We start from the raw sequence: 18,884 nt of genomic DNA, 5'->3' as shown, positions 1-18,884 counted from the left end.
GTTAATTATGTTAGTATTGAGGAGTATTGGGGGTGCGACGATGTCAATGTTCGGTTTACAATCATTAATTACGTTGATTATGTATATTTTCTTTATTTTTTTGGCATTTTGGAGCATAAATGAGATCCATATCGAAAGATATTTACCAATCCGCGCATTACCAGGTAAGCTATTGATTGTGCTATTATCAGTTGCGTTAGGATATACGGTAAGTTCATTCTTTTTGTCTTTGATTGATAATATTAGAAACCTTGTGTTTTTAGTTAAATAGTAGGTAATTGTGGGAGGTTATGTTTTTGGAAAAGATAATTGTACATGGAAAACGCCCATTACGGGGAACGGTACATATTGATGGTGCTAAAAATGCGGTTCTACCAATTCAGGCAGCTGCAATTTTAGCTAGTGAAGGGGAAAATGTCATCACTAACGTTCCGCTGTTATCGGATGTTTATACTATGAATCAGGTACTAAAGTTTTTAAACATCTCAGTAGACTTTGATGAAGACAATAATATGATTAAATTTGATGCAAGTAATAAAGTTTCAAGTGAAGCACCGTTTGACTATGTTTCTAAAATGAGAGCGTCAATTGTTGTAATGGGACCATTATTGGCAAGGTTAGGAACGGCTAAGGTGGCGTTGCCTGGTGGTTGCGCTATTGGTTCCCGACCAATCGATTTGCATTTGAAGGGATTTGAAGCTTTAGGAGCTGAAATCGAACAACACGATGGCTATGTTGAAGCAAGTGCGCCTAATGGATTAACTGGGGCAGAAATCTATCTTGATTTCCCAAGTGTTGGAGCTACCCAAATATTGTAATGGCTGCAACGCTTGCTGAAGGCACAACCATTATTCATAATGCGGCTCGCGAACCTGAAATTGTTGACCTAGTAAATGTGTTAAATAAAATGGGAGCTCATGTTCGTGGAGCTGGAACTGAACAAATTAAAATCCAAGGTGTCGACCATCTTCATGGAACTGAACACGCAGTTGTTCAAGACCGGATTGAGGCTGGGACATTCATGATTGCCGCTGCGGCTACTCATGGGGATGTATTTGTTCAAGGAGCTATCGCCGAGCACAATCGACCTTTGATTTTAAAAATGCGTGAAATGGGCATCACGGTTGTTGAAAAGGATGACGGAATTCGTGTGATTGGTCCTGATATGCTTAGACCGGTTGACGTTAAAACATTGCCTCATCCAGGTTTCCCTACAGACATGCAACCACAAATGACAATTCTTCAACTACTTGCTAATGGGAACAGTGCAATGACAGAAACCGTGTTTGAAAATCGGTTTATGCATATGGAAGAATTGAGACGGATGAATGCTAAGTACACCATTAGTGGTAGAACGGTAGTCATGGAAGGTAAAACCGAGTTCTCTGGTGCTGAGGTTGCAGCAACTGACTTACGAGCTGCTTCAGCTTTAGTTATCGCCGGGCTTGCTGCGGATGGTTACACACAGGTCCGTAATCTCCAGTACCTTGATCGTGGATACCATGATTTTCATAAAAAGCTTGCTAGCTTAGGGGCTGAAATTAAGCGGGTTGATGTCGATGATGAAAACAAAGTTGTTTTAAAAAACTTAGTTGAGCGTGATTAACTTTTCGGGGTGAGATTATTCTCATCCCTTTTCTTTACTAAAAAGCAATAAAGCTGATAGCGAATCAACGCTTATGATGTGTTATAATTACAAATTGAGATTATATAGTTATCGAAAGGGAGTTCATGATGGCAAAAGACATAGGAATCGACTTAGGAACTGCTAATGTACTTATTTATTTAGCAGGGAAGGGAATCGTTTTAAATGAACCTTCAGTAGTCGCAATTGACACTAAAACTAATAAAGTGTTAGCAGTTGGGGAAGAGGCTTATCGAATGGTAGGTCGGACACCAAGTAATATTCGTGCAATTCGCCCACTTAAAGATGGGGTTATTTCTGATTTTGATATTACAGAAGAAATGCTTACGTATTTCATTAATAAACTTGATGTTAAGGGATTCATGTCTAAGCCAAAGATCATGATTTGTGCCCCAACAAACGTAACCGAAATCGAACGCAATGCAATTATCCAAGCGGCTGAAAAGGCCGGAGGTGGTCAAGTTTACCTTGAAGAAGAACCTAAAGTTGCAGCAGTTGGTGCTGGAATGGATGTTTGGAAGCCACAAGGTAACATGGTTATTGATATGGGTGGTGGAACTTCAGATATTGCTGTGATTTCATTAGGGGATATCGTTGCTAGCAAATCGATTCGAGTAGCTGGTGACAAGATGAATGCTGAAATTGTTAACTACATTAAGCAACATCATAACCTTGTAATTGGTGAACATACCGCTGAAAACATTAAGATTCAAATTGGTACTGCTAAAAGCGATCCAGAAGATAAGACTGAAATGGAAGTTCGTGGCCGAGATGCAGTTACTGGAATGCCTCGAGCAATTAAAATTACCTCTAATGAAATCGCGGATGCGATTCAAGATACTGTGCAATTGATTATTGCTGGTGCCAAGGAAGTGCTAGAGTCAATTCCACCTGAACTTGCTTCTGATATTGTTGATCGTGGAGTAATGCTTACTGGTGGTGGTGCACTACTTAAAAATATCGACCAAGTGATTGCTGATGCATTGACTGTGCCAGTAATTATTTCAGAAAATCCATTAGATAACGTTGCTAAGGGTGCTGGAATTTTACTTGAACATTACGTTAAAAATCCTAAACCTAAGTCAAATAAAGAATAGTAGGGATATTTTGAAACATATTCTAATTGGTTTAGTTCATGGTTATCAACGGTACATTTCACCTTTGTTTCCACCAACATGTCGATATTATCCAACATGTAGTAACTACATGTTAGGAGCGATTAATAGACATGGGGCCGTGCTCGGAACTATCATGGGTCTAGCTCGGATTCTTAGGTGTCATCCGTTTGTTAAGGGTGGCTATGATCCTGTTCCTGATAAGTTTACGATTTTTCGGAACAAAGATGCTCGAGATGAATATCGCAAATCAATGAACTTAAAGTAATTATCCAAGGAGAAAAAATGAGTAAAGCTAATAAAACAATTAATGTAGATATTAATGAAACGAAGAATAGTGCCGGTCAACCCATTTCCGAGTTGATGGTTGGTAAAGATTCCATTGGAAGCATTCGTGAATTAGAAGATAATAAGTTTGAAGTTATTAATCTAGACCAAGATGTTTTCCACGTGAAGAGTTTTGATGAGGGTGTTACAACCTTAATTAAACATTTTAATTTACATCATTAGAATTTAAGGAGGGTTTGTTGTGGAAACAAGTCGAAGAAATTCTGATGATAAGTCAAGAATCGATTGGGGAATCATTCTGTGTGTGCTGATTTAGCATTAGTTGGTCTTGGATCGATTTATGTCGCTGCTACTCATGACACGGGTGGTGGTACAAGCGTCATGAAGCAGGTAGTTTCCCAATTAATGTGGTACGCCATTGGAACCGTTGCGGTTGTGATTATCATGCAATTTGATTCAGAGCAGTTGTGGAAGGTTGCTCCGATTGCTTATGGTTTAGGAATCTTACTGCTAGCAGCTGTGTTGGTTCTGTATAGTCGGACTTACTTTTTGCAGACTGGTGCCAAGAGTTGGTTCCAATTAGGACCGTTGACATTCCAGCCGTCTGAGGTTATGAAACCTGCGTATATTTTAATGATGGGGCGGGTAATTGTTGACCATAATGATCATTACCCAGTTAAGACGACTAGGAGTGATTGGATTCTAATTGGTAAGCTGATTGCCTGGACCTTGCCAGTTGCTGCTTTGCTAAAATTGCAAAATGACTTTGGTACTATGTTAGTGTTCTTTGCAATTTTGGCTGGATTGGTGGTTGTTTCCGGTGTTACTTGGAAAATCATCCTTCCTGCATTCCTATTAGTTGCTGGGATTGGTGGCGCTGCTTTAGCACTAGTTATTCCAGATTCTGGTAGACAATTATTGGAAAAAATTGGATTTCAAGCATATCAATTCTCACGGGTTGATACCTGGTTACACCCATCATCTGATACTAGTAATCAAGGATATCAGTTGTGGCAAAGTATGAAGGCAATTGGTTCTGGTGGTATTACAGGGACAGGGTTTAATAATTCCCACGTCTATGTACCGGTTCGGGAATCAGATATGATTTTTTCTGTAATTGGTGAAAATTTTGGTTTTATTGGTAGCTGTTTTATTGATTTTTGTTTATTTCTTACTAATTTACCAAATGATTAAGGTTACATTTGATACTCGAAATGTATTTTATGCTAATATCTCTACTGGAGTTATTATGATGATTCTTTTCCATGTATTTGAAAATGTTGGAATGAGTATTGGTTTGTTACCATTGACGGGGATTCCACTACCATTTGTTAGTGCTGGAGGTTCAGCGCTAATTGGAAATATGATAGGAATTGGATTGATAATGTCAATGCAGTATCATAACAAGAGTTACATGTTTGGTGACGATAAAGAATTTTCATAGGGGTGATTCGGGATGAATGAAAACTATTATTGGATTGAAGAAAAAGATGGTGTCGTAACTGTAGGTTTAACTGATGAAGGGCGAAATGAACTCGGCAATATTACGTTTGTTTCATTACCTAAGGTCGGCGATAGTTTAACTAAGACGGATGTTTTAGTTAACGTTGAAGCAGACAAAGCAGTTTCTGATATTCCAAGCCCAGTTGAGGGAACGGTTATTGCAATTAATGAAGATGCTGTTGATGATCCAAGTGTCTTGAATAATTCTGATAGGACTTCTTCATGGGTTGCTCGAATTGAAAAATAATTATCTTTAAAATAATCAATTATGATTGATTTAAATAGTCCTGATTCATTTTTAACCAATTAAGGTTTTAATGAGTCAGGACTATTTTTGATTATTGAAAATATGGTAGGTACACTATTAAAAACTCTTACTTTTGTTTCCGCAAATTAAGGATTATGATAAAAGTAATTAAGGGGGAGGATACTATGAAAGAAAAATCAGTATTTCACGTAAACGGTTATGCAGGGTTATTAGGAGTAATTATCATTTTAATTCTGGGTTCATACCTAGCCTATTTAGGAACTGCGCTCACTATAGTTTTAGCAATTATTATTATCGTTGCTGATATTTTATTTGCTAGTTCATTAACCATTATTTCACCTAATCAGGCTAAAGTATTGACTTTCTTTGGCCAATATATTGGTACTATAAAAAGCGCCGGATTGTACATGACAGTGCCGTTAACTAACAAAGCGCCAATTTCACTTAAAGTTCGTAATTTTAACAGCTCAATTATTAAAGTTAACGATTTAAAGGGAAACCCAGTAGAAATCGCGGCGGTGATTGTTTATCGGGTAGTTGATTCTGCAAAGCATCATTTAACGTTGATGCGTATGAACAATTTGTGGAGATTCAAAGTGAATCAGCTATTCGGCATATTGCTAGCCAATACCCTTATGACAGCTTTGATGATGACACTGATGAATTAACCCTAAGAGGGAACTCAACGGCTGTCTCAGAGGCATTAAAGACTGAATTACAGGAACGATTGGCAGTTGCTGGGATTGAAATTGTTGAAACTAGATTAACACATTTAGCGTATGCCACTGAAATTGCGAGTGCGATGCTTCAACGTCAACAATCAACTGCTATCTTATCAGCCCGCAAGATTATCGTTGAAGGGGCCGTCTCCATAGCAGAAGATGCCGTATCCCAAATTGAAACAGATCTTAAAATTGAAACTAATGATGATAAGCGATTACAATTAGTTAATAACGTTTTAGTATCAATTATTAACGAGAAAGGAACCCAAAACGTAATTAATACTGACTCATTAGACTAATTATTTAGATTATTGCTTCAGATCGGATTTTAGAAATGCAAAGTAACCGGTTTAATGGTATACTTAAGTTTCTGAAATATATACGAATGGGATGAAAAAAATGGAAAATAACAAAAAGCAACACATTGCCTTACTTTTTGGTGGTAATTCCTCAGAGCATGATGTTTCTAAGCGTTCTGCTCACAATATTTATGACGCAATGGACAAGGATAGATATGATATTAGCCTATTCTTGATGACTAGAGATGGTTACTTCTTAAGTCACGAAGGTTCAAAACGAGTTTTTGACGGAGAATCTGAAGCAGCGGTTGAAAAAGATGAGATGGGTAAGCTAGACTTAACTGATCCATTGGCCCCAATCGCTAACTTGCAAAACGCTAAGGGTGTTGACGTATTCTTCCCAATCATTCACGGTAATTTAGGTGAGGATGGAACAATTCAAGGACTGCTTAGGTTATTGAATAAGCCATACGTTGGAACTGGTGTTTTAGGTTCAGCAATGTCATTTGATAAGGACATTACTAAGAAAATTCTTGGATTAGCAGGTGTTGCTAATACTAGATATGAATTAGTCACACCGCTAACTGCGGAACAACACTCTTATGAATCATTATCAAAAGAACTAGGCAATACTTTATTCATTAAGCCAGCCAACCAAGGTTCTTCAGTTGGAATTCACAAAGTTGAAAATGCTTCAGAATATGAAGAGTCAATGCGGGATGCTTTCCGTTATGATGATAAGATTCTTGTTGAAGAAGCTATTGATGGTCCCCGAGAATTAGAAATTTCAATTCTTGGTAACCGTGAACCTATTGCTTCAAAAATTGGTTCTATTCAAGTACCCGAATCTGATGAATTCTACACTTATGATAACAAGTTCGTAGATGCCAGTGAAGTTAAGTTTGATATTCCAGTTGCCATTTCAGATGAATTAGCAACGAAGATTACTAAAATGGGATTAGATACTTACCGTGCGCTTGGCTTAAAGGGTCTTGCTCGAATTGACTTCTTGATTTCTAAGAATGATGATCCTTATGTTGGTGAAGTAAATACGTTACCTGGATTTACTAATATTAGTCTTTATCCACAATTATTTGAGGCTTCAGGAATTTCATACACTGATTTAATTGATCGCTTAATTCGACTTGCTATTGATGAATTTGAATATCGTTCAAAAATCTTATATGATTTTAAACCATTAGATCCTAAAGACCAAAAAATTTAATTTTCATTATAAATAATAACGCGACCGTTGATTTTATCGTCATGATAAAGTTATCGGTCGTTTTATTTTGGTATTTTATATGTTGGTTTATTAGTGATACTGATACAATGAAGTTAAATATTGAATAGGTTGTGATGGAGTGTCAGTTGATAATCAAAATAAAATAAAGCAGTTAGGCTTATTGGTAGTAGGAATTGCAACTAATTTAATAATTAGTCGGATATTAACTTCATCAGTTACGACATTTATGATTATTTTTTTCTCACTGATCATTCAAACTTACTTGCTTACTTCACTACCTGTTAAGACTAATACATCGGAGCCAAAATTTAGGCGATACCTGCTAATTATTTTTTCCCTAATAATAATGTTACCTGCAGGAATAATGGGTATCTTTACACCGTTAAAAATGAATATTCCGGTCTCTGGAGTTATGTTTACTTGGCTAACAATTAATCGGCGAATATTATTGGTCATAGGTTTAATCGCTTATTTGATTGTGCTATTTGTGGTAAGTATGTGGTTAAAATCGACTTTTCATACCAGTGAGGTGGTTAGTTCAGTCAAAAAGTGGTGGTTTTTGATTGTTCGCTTGCTTGAATTGGTATTGGGTACGTTCGCAATTATTTTCGTGATGGCGGGCGTTGCAAGAATTTTTAATGATAGTTTGGGCCTCAAACTGATTGATGCGTCCTTAGTTATTTTGGTTAATTATTATCAATTATCAATCAGTTTAAAAATATTTGGAATTGACAATCAATGGCGGATTGGAGTTAAGCTATGGCAATTTATATTTGTAGTAGTTTGCCTATTAGGCATGGTAGCCGGCATTCAATTAAAGTTAAATCCATTGGTGACACCAAGAAATAATGCAGAAATTATTGTTCACCGTGGAGTAATTAATAATAATGGCTTATACAATCGAATCTCTTCTCTGAAAAAGAATGGTGACAAGGGATATCCATATATTGAAATGGATATTCAAGAAACTAAGGATCATCAATTTATTTGTCAGCATGATGATTATATTAAAATCAATGGTAAATCAAAGTTAGTGAACCAGTTAACATTAGGTGAAATTCAAAAGTATCATTCAGTGGATTTATTTAAAGATTACTTACGAATTGCAGGTACGCTGCATCAACGATTAGTGGTGGAACTTAAAGTTACTAACGTTTCTAATAAGAATATGGGTAAAACTTTTATTCGTCAGTTTGGTCACCAAATGGCTAGTCAGCACAATATGGTCCATTCAATTGGTTACCGCTACTTGATGCAGATTAAAGCTCGCGAACCCAAGGTTAAAGTTGGTTTAGTAACTATGTTGAATGGATTAGGAGTTGCTAATTTAAAACCAGATTTTTACACATTGCAAGATGTTACTTTAAATGATTATTTGGTTGCACAATGTCAAACTAATGATCGGAAGGTTTATAGTTGGACCGATAACGCCATTTATGCGATGAAAACAGCAAAATTACTAGGGGTTCAAGGACAAGTGACTGATCGTGCGGATAGATTAAAGCGTGTGTCAATTAATCCTAGACGAGATGCATGGTTATTAATTTTAAATCAAGTATGGGATTACGCGTAAAATTACGTAATTAAATATGGGGTAAAAATATGGTTATCAGATGTGGTTGGGCAACTAAGGGTCCTGAGTTAATGTATTATCATGATTTAAGGTGGGGGAAACCGGTTTATGAACTGAATAAGCTATTTCATGCATTAGCACTGGAGATATTTCAAGCAGGATTAACTTTTCAAACAGTATTGAAATTTGAGTCAGGGTTAACATCAGCATTTGCCAATTTTGATGTTAATGAAATTGCTAAGTATTCTGATGCTCAAATTAATGTGCTTTATGATGATGCTTTAATTATTCGAAACCACGTTAAAATTGATGCGGTAGTGCATAATGCGCAAGTGATTGTAGAAAATCCAGATAAGTTCAAACAAATTACATGGGGTAATACTAATAACATACCATTGGATCGTCAGTTAACCGATAAACTAAATATGAGTGAAATTGAAGTATTCATTAAAAAATATACTGACCAATATAAAAAAATGGGATTAACAAGAATGGGACCAGTTACGACCTATAGTTTTCTAGAAGCTGTTGGGGTAGTGAATGATCATATTATGAGTTGTGAATTCAGATAATAAAAACCGTTGCAAACTTATGATAACTATAATATAATTTCAAAATTGGAACGTTTTACCTAATTTGAAAAATTGTAAGTGAGGAGTAAACGGTATGTCATCCAGGTACTGCGGTGAATCGATTAAAAGTCGAAGATTGGAATTAGGATTATCTCAAGCTGAATTAGCGGCGGACATTTGTTCTCAGGGGATGATTAGTCAAATCGAATCGGATAATATTTATCCTCGAGGTGACGTCGCTGTCAAGATTTGTAAACGACTTAATTTGGAGCTAACAGAATTAGTTGAAAATGATAGTTACGGCAAAACAGTATTTAGTTGTATAGCTAAGCATTTACAAAAGCATTGTTATCAAAAGGCTAATGATACTTATGATAAAGTGAATGCTAAATTATTAGAGAACCCGACTTATAAGGGAATTCATCATTGCTTTAAGGGATTTAGTAAATTATTTGTTGAAGATGATGTCACTGAGGCATTAGTTGAATTTACAGAATGTTTATCTCAGTATAATAAATATGTTGGTGATTTATATATTGCATGGTGTTGTTTAGGAATGGGATTAGTGTATAAACAGATGGGGTTAAAAGAACATTCACTGAATAATGTTAAACGGGCTGCAAATAAGTTAATAACTCTAAAAAATAATCAGGATGCGACGATTGAATCAGTCACTGATATTTATATGGATGTCTTAGCAGTTTGTCTAGAATTAGAAGAATTTCAGTTAGTTAATGAATTTGCGGAAGCAATTATTGATTTTCAAAAGCAAGTCGAACAGAGTAGTGGCGCTAGTCGTCCAATTGTCGTGTATCGGTTAGCCGAGATTTATGAATTCAAATCTAAGGCTTTGTTTGCAATGGGAAAACACTTTGATGGTACGATTAGTCAAATAATGGCTTATGCGTTGCCAATCATGATGGCAATGAGGCGATTATTAATAAAATCAAAGGTGGCAATCAGGAATTATTGGAAATAATCATGGATAAGGTCCGACCATTTGAAGGACGTTCCATGCTAATCAAATAAAAAAAGGTTTGGCAAAAGTAATTAACTTTTATCAAACCTTTTTTATTAAGCTTTTTTAGGATTAGTAGCAGGATTATTATCTAAGTCAGTTCTCACAACTAAAACATCAGCTGATGCGGTTCTGGTTACATATTCTGTAACTGAGCCGATTAGTAGGCGTTCAACTGCGTTTAATCCGGTTGCTCCAATCATAATTAAATCAATATTTAATTTTTCGGGAACATCTTTTGCAATCACAGATTTAGGCGCACCATATTCGATTGAGTAATCAATGTCCTGAAGGCCAGCTGTCTTGGCATCCTCAATGTACTTATCTAAAGTCTTTTTTGCAGTTTCAGTGACTTGTTCTACCATTGATGTATCAAAGCTAGAAATATTTTGAAATGCTCGTGTATCAACGACATGCACAAGATGTAAAGTTGCGTTGTTACGTAAAGCGACGGCAACTCCTTTTTTGTAGGCAAGTTCAGCTTCATAGGATCCATCAACAGGAACTAAAATGTGTTTGTATTGTTGTAGCATAAGTATCCACCCCAATTCTTATTTATACTTTAATTGTACGTTATTTACTTAAAAATACAAATAATAAAGTAGCGGTTTAGTGTTTAGTAACTTTAAATACTAAAATTGCCTGGGTTACGGAAGCAAAGATGACCATTAAAATTAATGAAATGATTATCAAGGTCATATTGTTGATGCTTAAAGCAATTACAGCAATTAACCCTAAGATGATAAAAACAACACCGTTGCTTAAAACGAACCGTCTGAGACCTAAATCTTGGGACAAATCTAATCCAAATAGCGTTTGTTTGGCATGGGTTAACAAGTAACTGCCCATAAAAAATGAAATAAAAATCATTATTAAAACTAAAATATCAATTATCATTAATCAAAGACTCCTTAATAGTTATTAGGACGCGTAGCTTTGCGCAATTGTTCGTACTGAGCTTTTAGTCGTTGCTCAATTTTACCGTTTTCTTTTGGAATATAATATTGGGCACGTTTAATTTTATCTGGTAAGTATTGTTGATTTACCCAATCATTAGGATAGTCATGAGGGTATTTATAATCTACCCCATGACCTAAGTCTGTGGCTCCTTTGTAGTGAGCATCTTTTAAATGATCAGGAACATCACCAAAGTTACCAGTTTTAACATCTGATAATGCGCCGTCGATTGCGCTCATTGCCGAATTAGATTTGGGGCTTAGCGCTAGTTCAATAATTGCATTGGCAAGAGGAATCCTAGCCTCCGGTAAACCTAGTTGACGGGCCGCATCAACTGCGCTAACTGTGCGTGCACAAGCTGCCGGATTAGCTAATCCGATGTCTTCATAGGCAATCACTAGTAAGCGTCGCATCAAGGAAACTAAATCACCAGCTGCGATTAAACGTGATGCGTAATGTAGGGCGGCGTCTGTATCTGAGCCTCGAATTGATTTTTGTAGGGCGGAAATCACATCATAATGGGCATCACCATTTTTGTCAGAAGATAGTGATTTCCTTTGTAAACATTCTTCAATGATGGCTAAACTTATGTTTACATTACCATCAGAATCGCCGTTAGTTGATTTAACGGCTAACTCTAGCGCATTTAAAGCGGTTCGCAAATCTCCATTAGTGGCCTTAGAGAGAAAGTCTAGAGCGTCATTAGCTATTTTTACATGATAGTTTGCCAAACCATTTTGGGAATCGGTTAAAGCTCGCTGAATAGCTTGGATGATGTCGTCAGGGGTGAGGGGATGGACTTCGAAGATTTGAGTCCGGCTCCTAATTGCAGGATTGATGCTGATATATGGGTTCTCGGTTGTCGCACCAATCAAGATAATAGACCCTTTTTCAAGTAGTGGTAGTAAAAAATCCTGCTTGGCTTTATCCAATCGATGAATTTCGTCTAGTAATAAGACCACGGTCCCACTCATTTTTGCTTCCTCAGCAACGATTTGAAGTTCCTTTTTAGAATCGGTTGCAGCGTTTAGCGTTCTAAAAGCATATTCCGTTGAGCCAGCAATTGCACTAGCAATACTAGTTTTTCCAGTTCCGGGTGGGCCGTATAGAATCATCGATGAAAGCATTTTAGCTTGCACCATGCGATTAATTATTTTTCCAGGTCCGACTAAGTCTTGTTGACCAACGATATCTTCAATTTTAGTTGGGCGCATTCTGTATGCTAAAGGTTGTTGCATTGTAGTCCCTCGATTTTAAATTAACTTTAGTGATTATAACATTTTGTTAGGGGAAAAGAAAAACCGTTTCGCAGAAGCGAAACGGTTTCGAAATAAACAAAAATTATAGTTTGTTGTAGTATTCAACGATAAGTGATTCGTCAATATCAGCATCGAGTTCTTCACGTTGAGGAAGACGAACTAATGAACCTTCAAGCTTATCAGCATCGAATTGAACGTATTGTGGACGACCAACAACAGCTTCAACGGCATCCTTGATAATTTGAAGATCTTTTGACTTTTCACGAACTGAAATAACTTGTCCTTCAGAAACTTCGTATGAAGGAATATCAACACGCTTACCATCAACAGTGATATGACCGTGGTTTACTAATTGACGTGCTTGACGACGTGTAGTAGCTAAACCAAGGCGGTAAACCATGTTATCCAAACGTCTTTCAAGTAATACCATGAAGTTAACACCATGCTTACCTTCACGAATCTTACCTGCACGAGTGAATAGGTTAGAGAATTGACGTTCGCTCAAACCGTACATAAAACGAAGCTTTTGCTTTTCGTGGAGTTGTAAACCGTATTCTGAAAGCTTGCTACGGCGACCTTGACCATGATCTCCTGGTGCGTAAGGACGACGAGCAAGTTCTTTACCAGTACCTGATAAAGAAATTCCTAGACGACGTGAAATTCTCCAACTTGGACCTGTATATCTAGACATAAAAAGTTCCTCCAATATTTTTTTGGAGTAAAATAACCCATTTGTAGATTTAATATTCGTGCATGTTATTTTGCAACTTTCGCCCAAGCAGCCGAGTGGGTTACTAATAGAACCTTTAAGGCAATAACATGTTGACGAGCTTACCGTCTACCGCTGCATTATTTTACACAAGGTACATTGTATAAAATATTGCAACATTAGTCAACATGTTGTAAGAATACTTCGCCAAACTCAATTAGGTTTTGTTCATCTTTTGTAGAGAAGCGGTCAAGGCTGGGTGAGTCAATATCAATTACTCCATAAATCTTATTACCTTTGTATAGTGGAATTACGATTTCTGACCGAGAATTCGCATCACAAGCAATGTGGCCGGCAAATTTAGTTACGTCAGCGACTCGAAGAACTTTTTTATCGGTTAGAGCAGTTCCACAGACTCCGTTACCGTTTTTGATATGCATACAGGCGACGTTTCCTTGAAATGGTCCTAAGATTAATTCATCGTTTGATTCAACATAGCGATAAAAGCCAACCCAATTAATATCTTCTAGAGTTTGATGTAATAGTGCAGCGGCATTTGCCATATTTGCAATAATATCAGTTTCTCCCATTAATAGGGCATCCAATTGTTGATTTACTAAATTTTTAACTTCTTGCATTTCATATGACCTCACTTTTAAAAATACTCTGTTCATGATTATTGACTATGCTATAATTCAACTTAGAGCTAATTTTAACTTAGTAATTATTTTATACATAATAAAGGTTTTTTAATAAATTTACTAGAATTTTTATATCTAATGTCGGAGGATGGAATTAATGCTAACACTTCTAATCGGAATCATTGTAGTGGCCGGGGGGCTGCTACTTAGGCTTTGTTTTTTATCAACGGAAAACAATCAAGATGGCCACTGAGGTCTATGATAATAAACGAAAACTTGATGACATTCCTTTGGACGATGAATTTCAGTTGGCTAAGCAAATGAATCTGACTGGTGAGTCTCAAAAGAAGTATGATATTTTACTTGATAGATATCAAAAGTACAATAGTGCAATGCTGCCGGAAATTGATGAGCAAATAAAATTGGTTAAGGAAGATGGCAAAGGAATCAAATTTCATTAAAACAAGAAATGATTGGAAAAATGCCAATACCTTAATTGACCAAGCTAATGAAGAAATCAAAGATATCCAAGCTGAGTTAGCTCAATTGCATGATTTAAATAAGCAACACCATTAGCAATTGATGAATTAAAGAAGAAAAACGAAGAATTTAGAAGATTGTTGCTTGAAGAAAATGAAAAATTTGGTCCAAGCATTGATGGTCTAGAAAAAATGCTAGAAGATGTGGAGAATACCTACGATGAGTTTACCGATTTAACTGATAAGGGTGACCCTAACGGGGCCGAAGAGGTACTATCCGACTTGAATAATTCCTCTAATAAACTTGCTGATGATATTGATAAAATCCCTGGTTTGTATAAAACGTTAGAAGAGGAATTTAGTACGCAACTTGATGAAATTACTGAAGGTTATCATGAAATGAAGAGCCAACGTTATAATTTTCAAGGAGATAACATTCTAGCCAAGGTAATGGCTTTAAAGAGCAAACGAACGACCAATTTGGAAGAGCTTCGTAAACTAAATATTGGTTTAGTTCAAAAGAATAATAATGATATTGCCAATGATATTGATGGCTTGTATGACCGACTTGAGCGGGAAATAAAAGCTAAAGCTACCGTTAATCATGAAAATAAAGTCTTAAGTGAATATCTTGATCATGTGACAACTCAAAATGATGATTTGGATACTAAGCTAAAACGTCTATCGGTCTCTTATGATTTGAACCATCAGGAAATTGAGATCAACCGACAATATGGTCAACAAATTCACACAATTCAAATGGATTTTGACCGGCAACAAGCTGCGATGGTTGAAGGTAGTGCAATTTATTCAGAGATTGCCGAGCACCAGGAAAAGATGGTTAGAGACCTATCTCAAATCGAAGAATCCCAAAAAGATCTTTACGAATCAATCGTAACCATTCCAGAACGTGAAACTAGTGCTAGGAACTCACTTCGCGATTTTGATATTGAGATGCGTAATAAGAAACGTAGAATCGATAATCTTAACTTACCAGGTTTACCAGATGATTATACGGCAATTTTTACTAATGTTATTAAAGAAATTAAAAGGTTAGATGATGCTCTTAATTTACCAAAGGTTAATGTGGACGATGTGGCCAAGCAAGTTGTGATGATCGAATCAGACGTTGATTCAGTTGAAGAAGCAACTCAGCAATTGGTTGACGATGCTTCGCTTGCTGAACAGGCCCTACAGTTCTCTAACCGTTATGTGGCTAGTAATGAAATAATCGCCAATGCTAGTCGCCAAGCTCGACAATTATTTGACCAGGCGTATAATTACCACGATAGTTTGGCAGTAATCAGTCAAGCATTAGAAGATGAAAAACCAGGTAGCTTTGATAAGTTAGCAAATGATTATTATGATCGATCAGAAAAATAATTCATAAAAAAGCCGATGAACAATTGGCTTTTTTATTTTGGCTAAATTGTTGTATCATCATCTAAGCTAACTTATTGGAGTCGAACCAATAAATTAAGAGAAGAAGGTTTCAAATGATTTATTTTGATAATAGTGCAACGACACAGGCATTACCTGAAGTGGTTGATACTTACGATAAGGTAAGCAAGACAATTTGGGGTAATCCTTCAAGTTTGCATAATTTTGGTGACCAAGCATTCCAGCTACTTGAACAGTCTCGAAAACAAATTGCAGATTTATTAAAAGTGCACGCAGATGAAATCTACTTTACGAGTGGTGGTACCGAGGGGGACAACTGGATCCTCAAGGGTACAGCCATTGAAAAGCGGGAGTATGGTAAGCATTTGATTACCACTTCAGTAGAACATCCAGCTATCCACAATTCTATGGAGCAGCTAAAGCAACTTGGTTATGATGTTACTTATTTGCCAGTGGATGATGAGGGTAGAATTGACGTTGCTGATTTAAAGGCAGCTATTCGGCCTGATACGATCTTAGTTTCAATTATGGCAGTTAATAATGAAATTGGTACGATTCAGCCGTTACAAGCAGCCGCTGAAGTACTAAAAAGTTACCCTAAGATTCATTTCCATATTGATGCTGTTCAAGGTATTGGTAAGGGAATTCAAGATTTGGTAATGAATGAGCGGGTTGACTTCGTGACCTTCTCAGGACATAAATTTCATGCTCCCCGTGGAACGGGCTTTATCTATGCGAGAAGAGGCCGTCGAATTTCGCCATTAATGAACGGTGGTGGTCAAGAAAAAATCAACGTTCAGGAACTGAAAATGTTCCAGCGATTGCGGCAATGGCTAAGGCGTTGAGATTACTTTTAGATAAGGAAAGCACTGCTAATCAAACTGAATTGGCAATTAAGCGAAGGATCTCAGATCATATTGCTAACTTTGATAAAGTGATTATTTTTCTAAGAATAGTGATCAATTTGCACCACACATCCTCTGTTTTGCGATTCAAGGAGTACGTGGTGAAACAATTGTTCATGCTTTTGAAGAACGTGGAATTTATATTTCAACGACTAGTGCATGTTCTTCAAAGAAACATCTGGCCTCAAGTACATTATCAGCAATGAATGTGCCTGAAAGTATTTCAACTAGTGCAGTTCGGATTTCATTAGGCGACCAAAATACGGTGGCTGAAGCTGATGAGTTTATCAAGGTGTTCGATGAACTTTACACAGAGTTTGACAAGTTAAGTTAGGAGTTAATTAATGAAGTATACGGAAATCATGGTTCGCTACGGTGAACTATCAACCAAGGGTAAAAACCGGAAGGATTTTATCAAACAACTTGGTAAAAATGTCCGCGCAGTTTTGACAAATTATGGTGATATTGAAGTTAAGGCGCAGCGTGATCGGCTTCATGTTGATTTGAATGGTCAAGATGATAAACCGGTTATTGAAAGTCTCAAACAAGTTTTTGGAATTGAAAATTTTTATCCATCGATTAAGATTGCTAAGACGATGGATGCCATCAAAGAAACCGCTTTGGAGATGGTCAAGGAACAATACTCTGCTGGCAAGACATTTAAGATTAATACTCGTCGACAAGATAAGAGTTTCGAATACCATACCGATCAAATCAACAATATGTTGGGTGATTACATTCTTGAAAATGTTGATGGGATTAAAGTTAATGTTAAGAACCCGGATATTGAAATCAGAGTTGAAGTTCGAATGAACGGAGCTTATTTATCTTCTGAAAAGATTAAGGGTGCTGGTGGTCTTCCAGTTGGAACTGGAGGCCGTGCATCAATGATGTTATCAGGTGGAATTGATTCACCAGTTGCCGCATACATGGCAATGAAACGTGGTGTTAAGATTGATATGATTCATTTTTACAGTCCTCCATATACTAGTGAACAAGCGTTAGCAAAGGCCAAGCAATTGACTTCAGTGTTGGCAAAGTATTCTGGTGGGATTCAATTTATTGCAGTTCCGTTCACTGAAATCCAAGAAACCATTAAGGAAAAAGTTCCAGAAGGTTACTTAATGACAATTCAACGTAGAATGATGATGAGACTGGCTGCTGAAATTACTAAGAATCGTCACTGTACTGGAATTTTTAATGGTGAAGCATTAGGCCAAGTAGCTTCACAGACCCTTGAAAGTATGATGGCAATTAATGATGTTACGTCAATGCCTGTTCTTAGACCATTAATTTCAATGGATAAGACCGATATCATTGAAATTTCAAAGGATATTGACACGTTTGATTTATCAGTTTTGCCATTTGAAGATTGTTGTACAATCTTTACACCGCCTGCCCCTAAACTCGGCCTGACTTGGAAAAGTCACGTAAATTTGAGCAGTATATTGACGTTGATGAACTAATGCAACGTTCAATGGTTGGAATGAAGATTTTTGATATCAAGCCAGGTGAAGACTACATGAACGTTAATGCAGATGTTTTTGCAGAACTTTTGTAGAATTTACTGGTTAGTTTTCCGATTTCTATTTTAAAGTAGACATAACCTTTGATTACTAAGGAGTGTTTTAACATGCAGATAACAATTAGCGGTAAAGAAGAACAACTATATGGTAATCCGCCAGTTAATGGCGATAAGTTACCAAAGTTTAAGCTAGAAGATGCAGATGGCAATAAAGTAAAAAACTGCTGATTTGCTAGGAAAAGTGACTTTGATTTCAACAATCCCTGATATTAATACCTCCGTGTGCTCGCTTGAGACACGTAAGTTTAATCAGGAAGCAGATCATTACACCGATGCTCAATTTGTAGTAGTATCTAACAACACAGTGGAACAACAAAAAGATTGGTGTGCTGCAGAAGGCGTTGAAAATATCCGAATGCTATCGGATGAACAATTATCACTTGGTTATGCTATGGGATTATATTTACCTAACTTTGGTGCATTAGCTAGAACAATTTTTATTGTTGACAAGGTTGGAACCGTTGTTTATCGGCAAATTGTTGACGAATTACATGATGAACCAGATTATGCTAAGGCACTCGCAGCTTTGAATAAAGTTGCAAATCGGATTGACGAGTAGCAAAATGTCGCTTATTATATAATTTATAATCTGCAATGATCAAGAGAGTAACCTAACAGTGATTTCAAAGAGAAAATGTCAGTGGTGAGAGACATTTAATTACGTTAGCGTGAAGGTAGCTTGTGAGCAATCCATTCAAT

Annotated in this window: 14 protein-coding genes, 7 pseudogenes and 1 other annotated feature (1 of these 22 running past the window's edge); of the genes and pseudogenes, 16 read left to right on the top strand and 5 right to left on the bottom strand. The window is 36.7% G+C overall.

From position 1 onward, the window contains the following. The first annotated feature begins 40 nt into the window (after positions 1-40). The 12 genes and pseudogenes from NBRC111893_RS07810 to NBRC111893_RS07755 all read left to right on the top strand — a co-directional run bounded on the left by NBRC111893_RS07810 (position 41) and on the right by NBRC111893_RS07755 (position 10,210). A complete protein-coding gene (locus NBRC111893_RS07810) occupies positions 41-271 on the top strand; it encodes a DUF1146 family protein (protein ID WP_125008617.1) in 231 nt (76 codons plus the stop codon). A 25-nt stretch (positions 272-296) separates the two neighbouring features. Beyond that, positions 297-1,606 (top strand): annotated as a pseudogene (gene murA, locus NBRC111893_RS07805) (UDP-N-acetylglucosamine 1-carboxyvinyltransferase). A 128-nt stretch (positions 1,607-1,734) separates the two neighbouring features. Further along, positions 1,735-2,742: a rod shape-determining protein gene (locus NBRC111893_RS07800; protein WP_125008616.1), complete on the top strand. Its 1,008-nt coding sequence runs from the start codon at positions 1,735-1,737 to the stop codon at positions 2,740-2,742. A 10-nt stretch (positions 2,743-2,752) separates the two neighbouring features. Next, positions 2,753-3,028, top strand: a complete 276-nt coding sequence (gene yidD, locus NBRC111893_RS07795; RefSeq protein WP_225417685.1) for a membrane protein insertion efficiency factor YidD — start codon at positions 2,753-2,755, stop codon at positions 3,026-3,028. 17 nt (positions 3,029-3,045) lie between these two features. Further along, entirely contained in the window at positions 3,046-3,270 is a 225-nt protein-coding gene (locus tag NBRC111893_RS07790) for a DUF2969 domain-containing protein (RefSeq protein WP_125008615.1), read from the top strand. 159 nt (positions 3,271-3,429) lie between these two features. Next, a pseudogene (locus NBRC111893_RS07785) lies at positions 3,430-4,492 on the top strand (FtsW/RodA/SpoVE family cell cycle protein). A gap of 12 nt (positions 4,493-4,504) precedes the next feature. Beyond that, complete coding sequence (locus tag NBRC111893_RS07780; RefSeq protein ID WP_125008614.1) at positions 4,505-4,798, top strand: glycine cleavage system H family protein; 294 nt, start codon at positions 4,505-4,507, stop codon at positions 4,796-4,798. A 155-nt stretch (positions 4,799-4,953) separates the two neighbouring features. After that, positions 4,954-5,840, top strand: a pseudogene (locus NBRC111893_RS07775) (SPFH domain-containing protein). Between the two features lie 100 nt (positions 5,841-5,940). After that, complete coding sequence (locus NBRC111893_RS07770) at positions 5,941-7,065, top strand: D-alanine--D-alanine ligase family protein (protein ID WP_125008613.1); 1,125 nt, start codon at positions 5,941-5,943, stop codon at positions 7,063-7,065. Positions 7,066-7,204: 139 nt separating this feature from the next. Next, positions 7,205-8,659: a glycerophosphodiester phosphodiesterase family protein gene (locus NBRC111893_RS07765; protein WP_125008612.1), complete on the top strand. Its 1,455-nt coding sequence runs from the start codon at positions 7,205-7,207 to the stop codon at positions 8,657-8,659. Positions 8,660-8,688: 29 nt separating this feature from the next. Continuing rightward, positions 8,689-9,231, top strand: a complete 543-nt coding sequence (locus NBRC111893_RS07760; protein WP_125008611.1) for a DNA-3-methyladenine glycosylase I — start codon at positions 8,689-8,691, stop codon at positions 9,229-9,231. A gap of 94 nt (positions 9,232-9,325) precedes the next feature. Continuing rightward, positions 9,326-10,210 (top strand): helix-turn-helix domain-containing protein, encoded by an 885-nt coding sequence (locus NBRC111893_RS07755; RefSeq protein WP_125008610.1) that lies wholly within the window; start codon positions 9,326-9,328, stop codon positions 10,208-10,210. 95 nt (positions 10,211-10,305) lie between these two features. Here NBRC111893_RS07755 and NBRC111893_RS07750 read toward each other — a convergent pair whose 3' ends face one another. The 5 genes from NBRC111893_RS07750 to msrC all read right to left on the bottom strand — a co-directional run bounded on the left by NBRC111893_RS07750 (position 10,306) and on the right by msrC (position 13,812). Continuing rightward, a complete protein-coding gene (locus NBRC111893_RS07750; protein WP_125008609.1) occupies positions 10,306-10,782 on the bottom strand; it encodes a universal stress protein in 477 nt (158 codons plus the stop codon). Positions 10,783-10,858: 76 nt separating this feature from the next. Beyond that, positions 10,859-11,146, bottom strand: a complete 288-nt coding sequence (locus NBRC111893_RS07745) for a hypothetical protein (RefSeq protein ID WP_125008608.1) — start codon at positions 11,144-11,146, stop codon at positions 10,859-10,861. Positions 11,147-11,160: 14 nt separating this feature from the next. Continuing rightward, a complete protein-coding gene (locus tag NBRC111893_RS07740) occupies positions 11,161-12,444 on the bottom strand; it encodes a replication-associated recombination protein A (protein WP_125008607.1) in 1,284 nt (427 codons plus the stop codon). A gap of 103 nt (positions 12,445-12,547) precedes the next feature. Continuing rightward, positions 12,548-13,156, bottom strand: coding sequence for a 30S ribosomal protein S4 (gene rpsD / locus NBRC111893_RS07735; protein ID WP_125008606.1), 609 nt, complete (start codon positions 13,154-13,156; stop codon positions 12,548-12,550). A 197-nt stretch (positions 13,157-13,353) separates the two neighbouring features. Further along, positions 13,354-13,812 carry a free L-methionine (R)-S-oxide reductase MsrC gene (gene msrC / locus NBRC111893_RS07730; RefSeq protein WP_125008605.1) on the bottom strand — a complete coding sequence of 153 codons (459 nt, stop codon included), beginning with the start codon at positions 13,810-13,812 and terminating at the stop codon, positions 13,354-13,356. 245 nt (positions 13,813-14,057) lie between these two features. On the opposite strand from msrC, the pseudogene NBRC111893_RS07725 reads away from it, so the two are divergent. The 4 pseudogenes from NBRC111893_RS07725 to tpx all read left to right on the top strand — a co-directional run bounded on the left by NBRC111893_RS07725 (position 14,058) and on the right by tpx (position 18,744). Beyond that, a pseudogene (locus NBRC111893_RS07725) lies at positions 14,058-15,677 on the top strand (septation ring formation regulator EzrA). A gap of 113 nt (positions 15,678-15,790) precedes the next feature. Beyond that, positions 15,791-16,934, top strand: a pseudogene (locus NBRC111893_RS07720) (cysteine desulfurase family protein). Between the two features lie 10 nt (positions 16,935-16,944). Beyond that, a pseudogene (gene thiI, locus NBRC111893_RS07715) lies at positions 16,945-18,161 on the top strand (tRNA uracil 4-sulfurtransferase ThiI). A gap of 72 nt (positions 18,162-18,233) precedes the next feature. After that, positions 18,234-18,744: pseudogene (gene tpx / locus NBRC111893_RS07710) on the top strand (thiol peroxidase). Between the two features lie 26 nt (positions 18,745-18,770). Next, positions 18,771-18,884: a binding site (T-box leader), on the top strand (it continues 93 nt past the right edge of the window).

Source organism: Lentilactobacillus kosonis, from assembly GCF_003864335.1.
Taxonomy (GTDB): domain Bacteria; phylum Bacillota; class Bacilli; order Lactobacillales; family Lactobacillaceae; genus Lentilactobacillus; species Lentilactobacillus kosonis.
The sequence above is the reverse complement of the archived record's forward strand: the minus strand, read 5'-3'. Positions and strand labels throughout refer to the sequence as shown.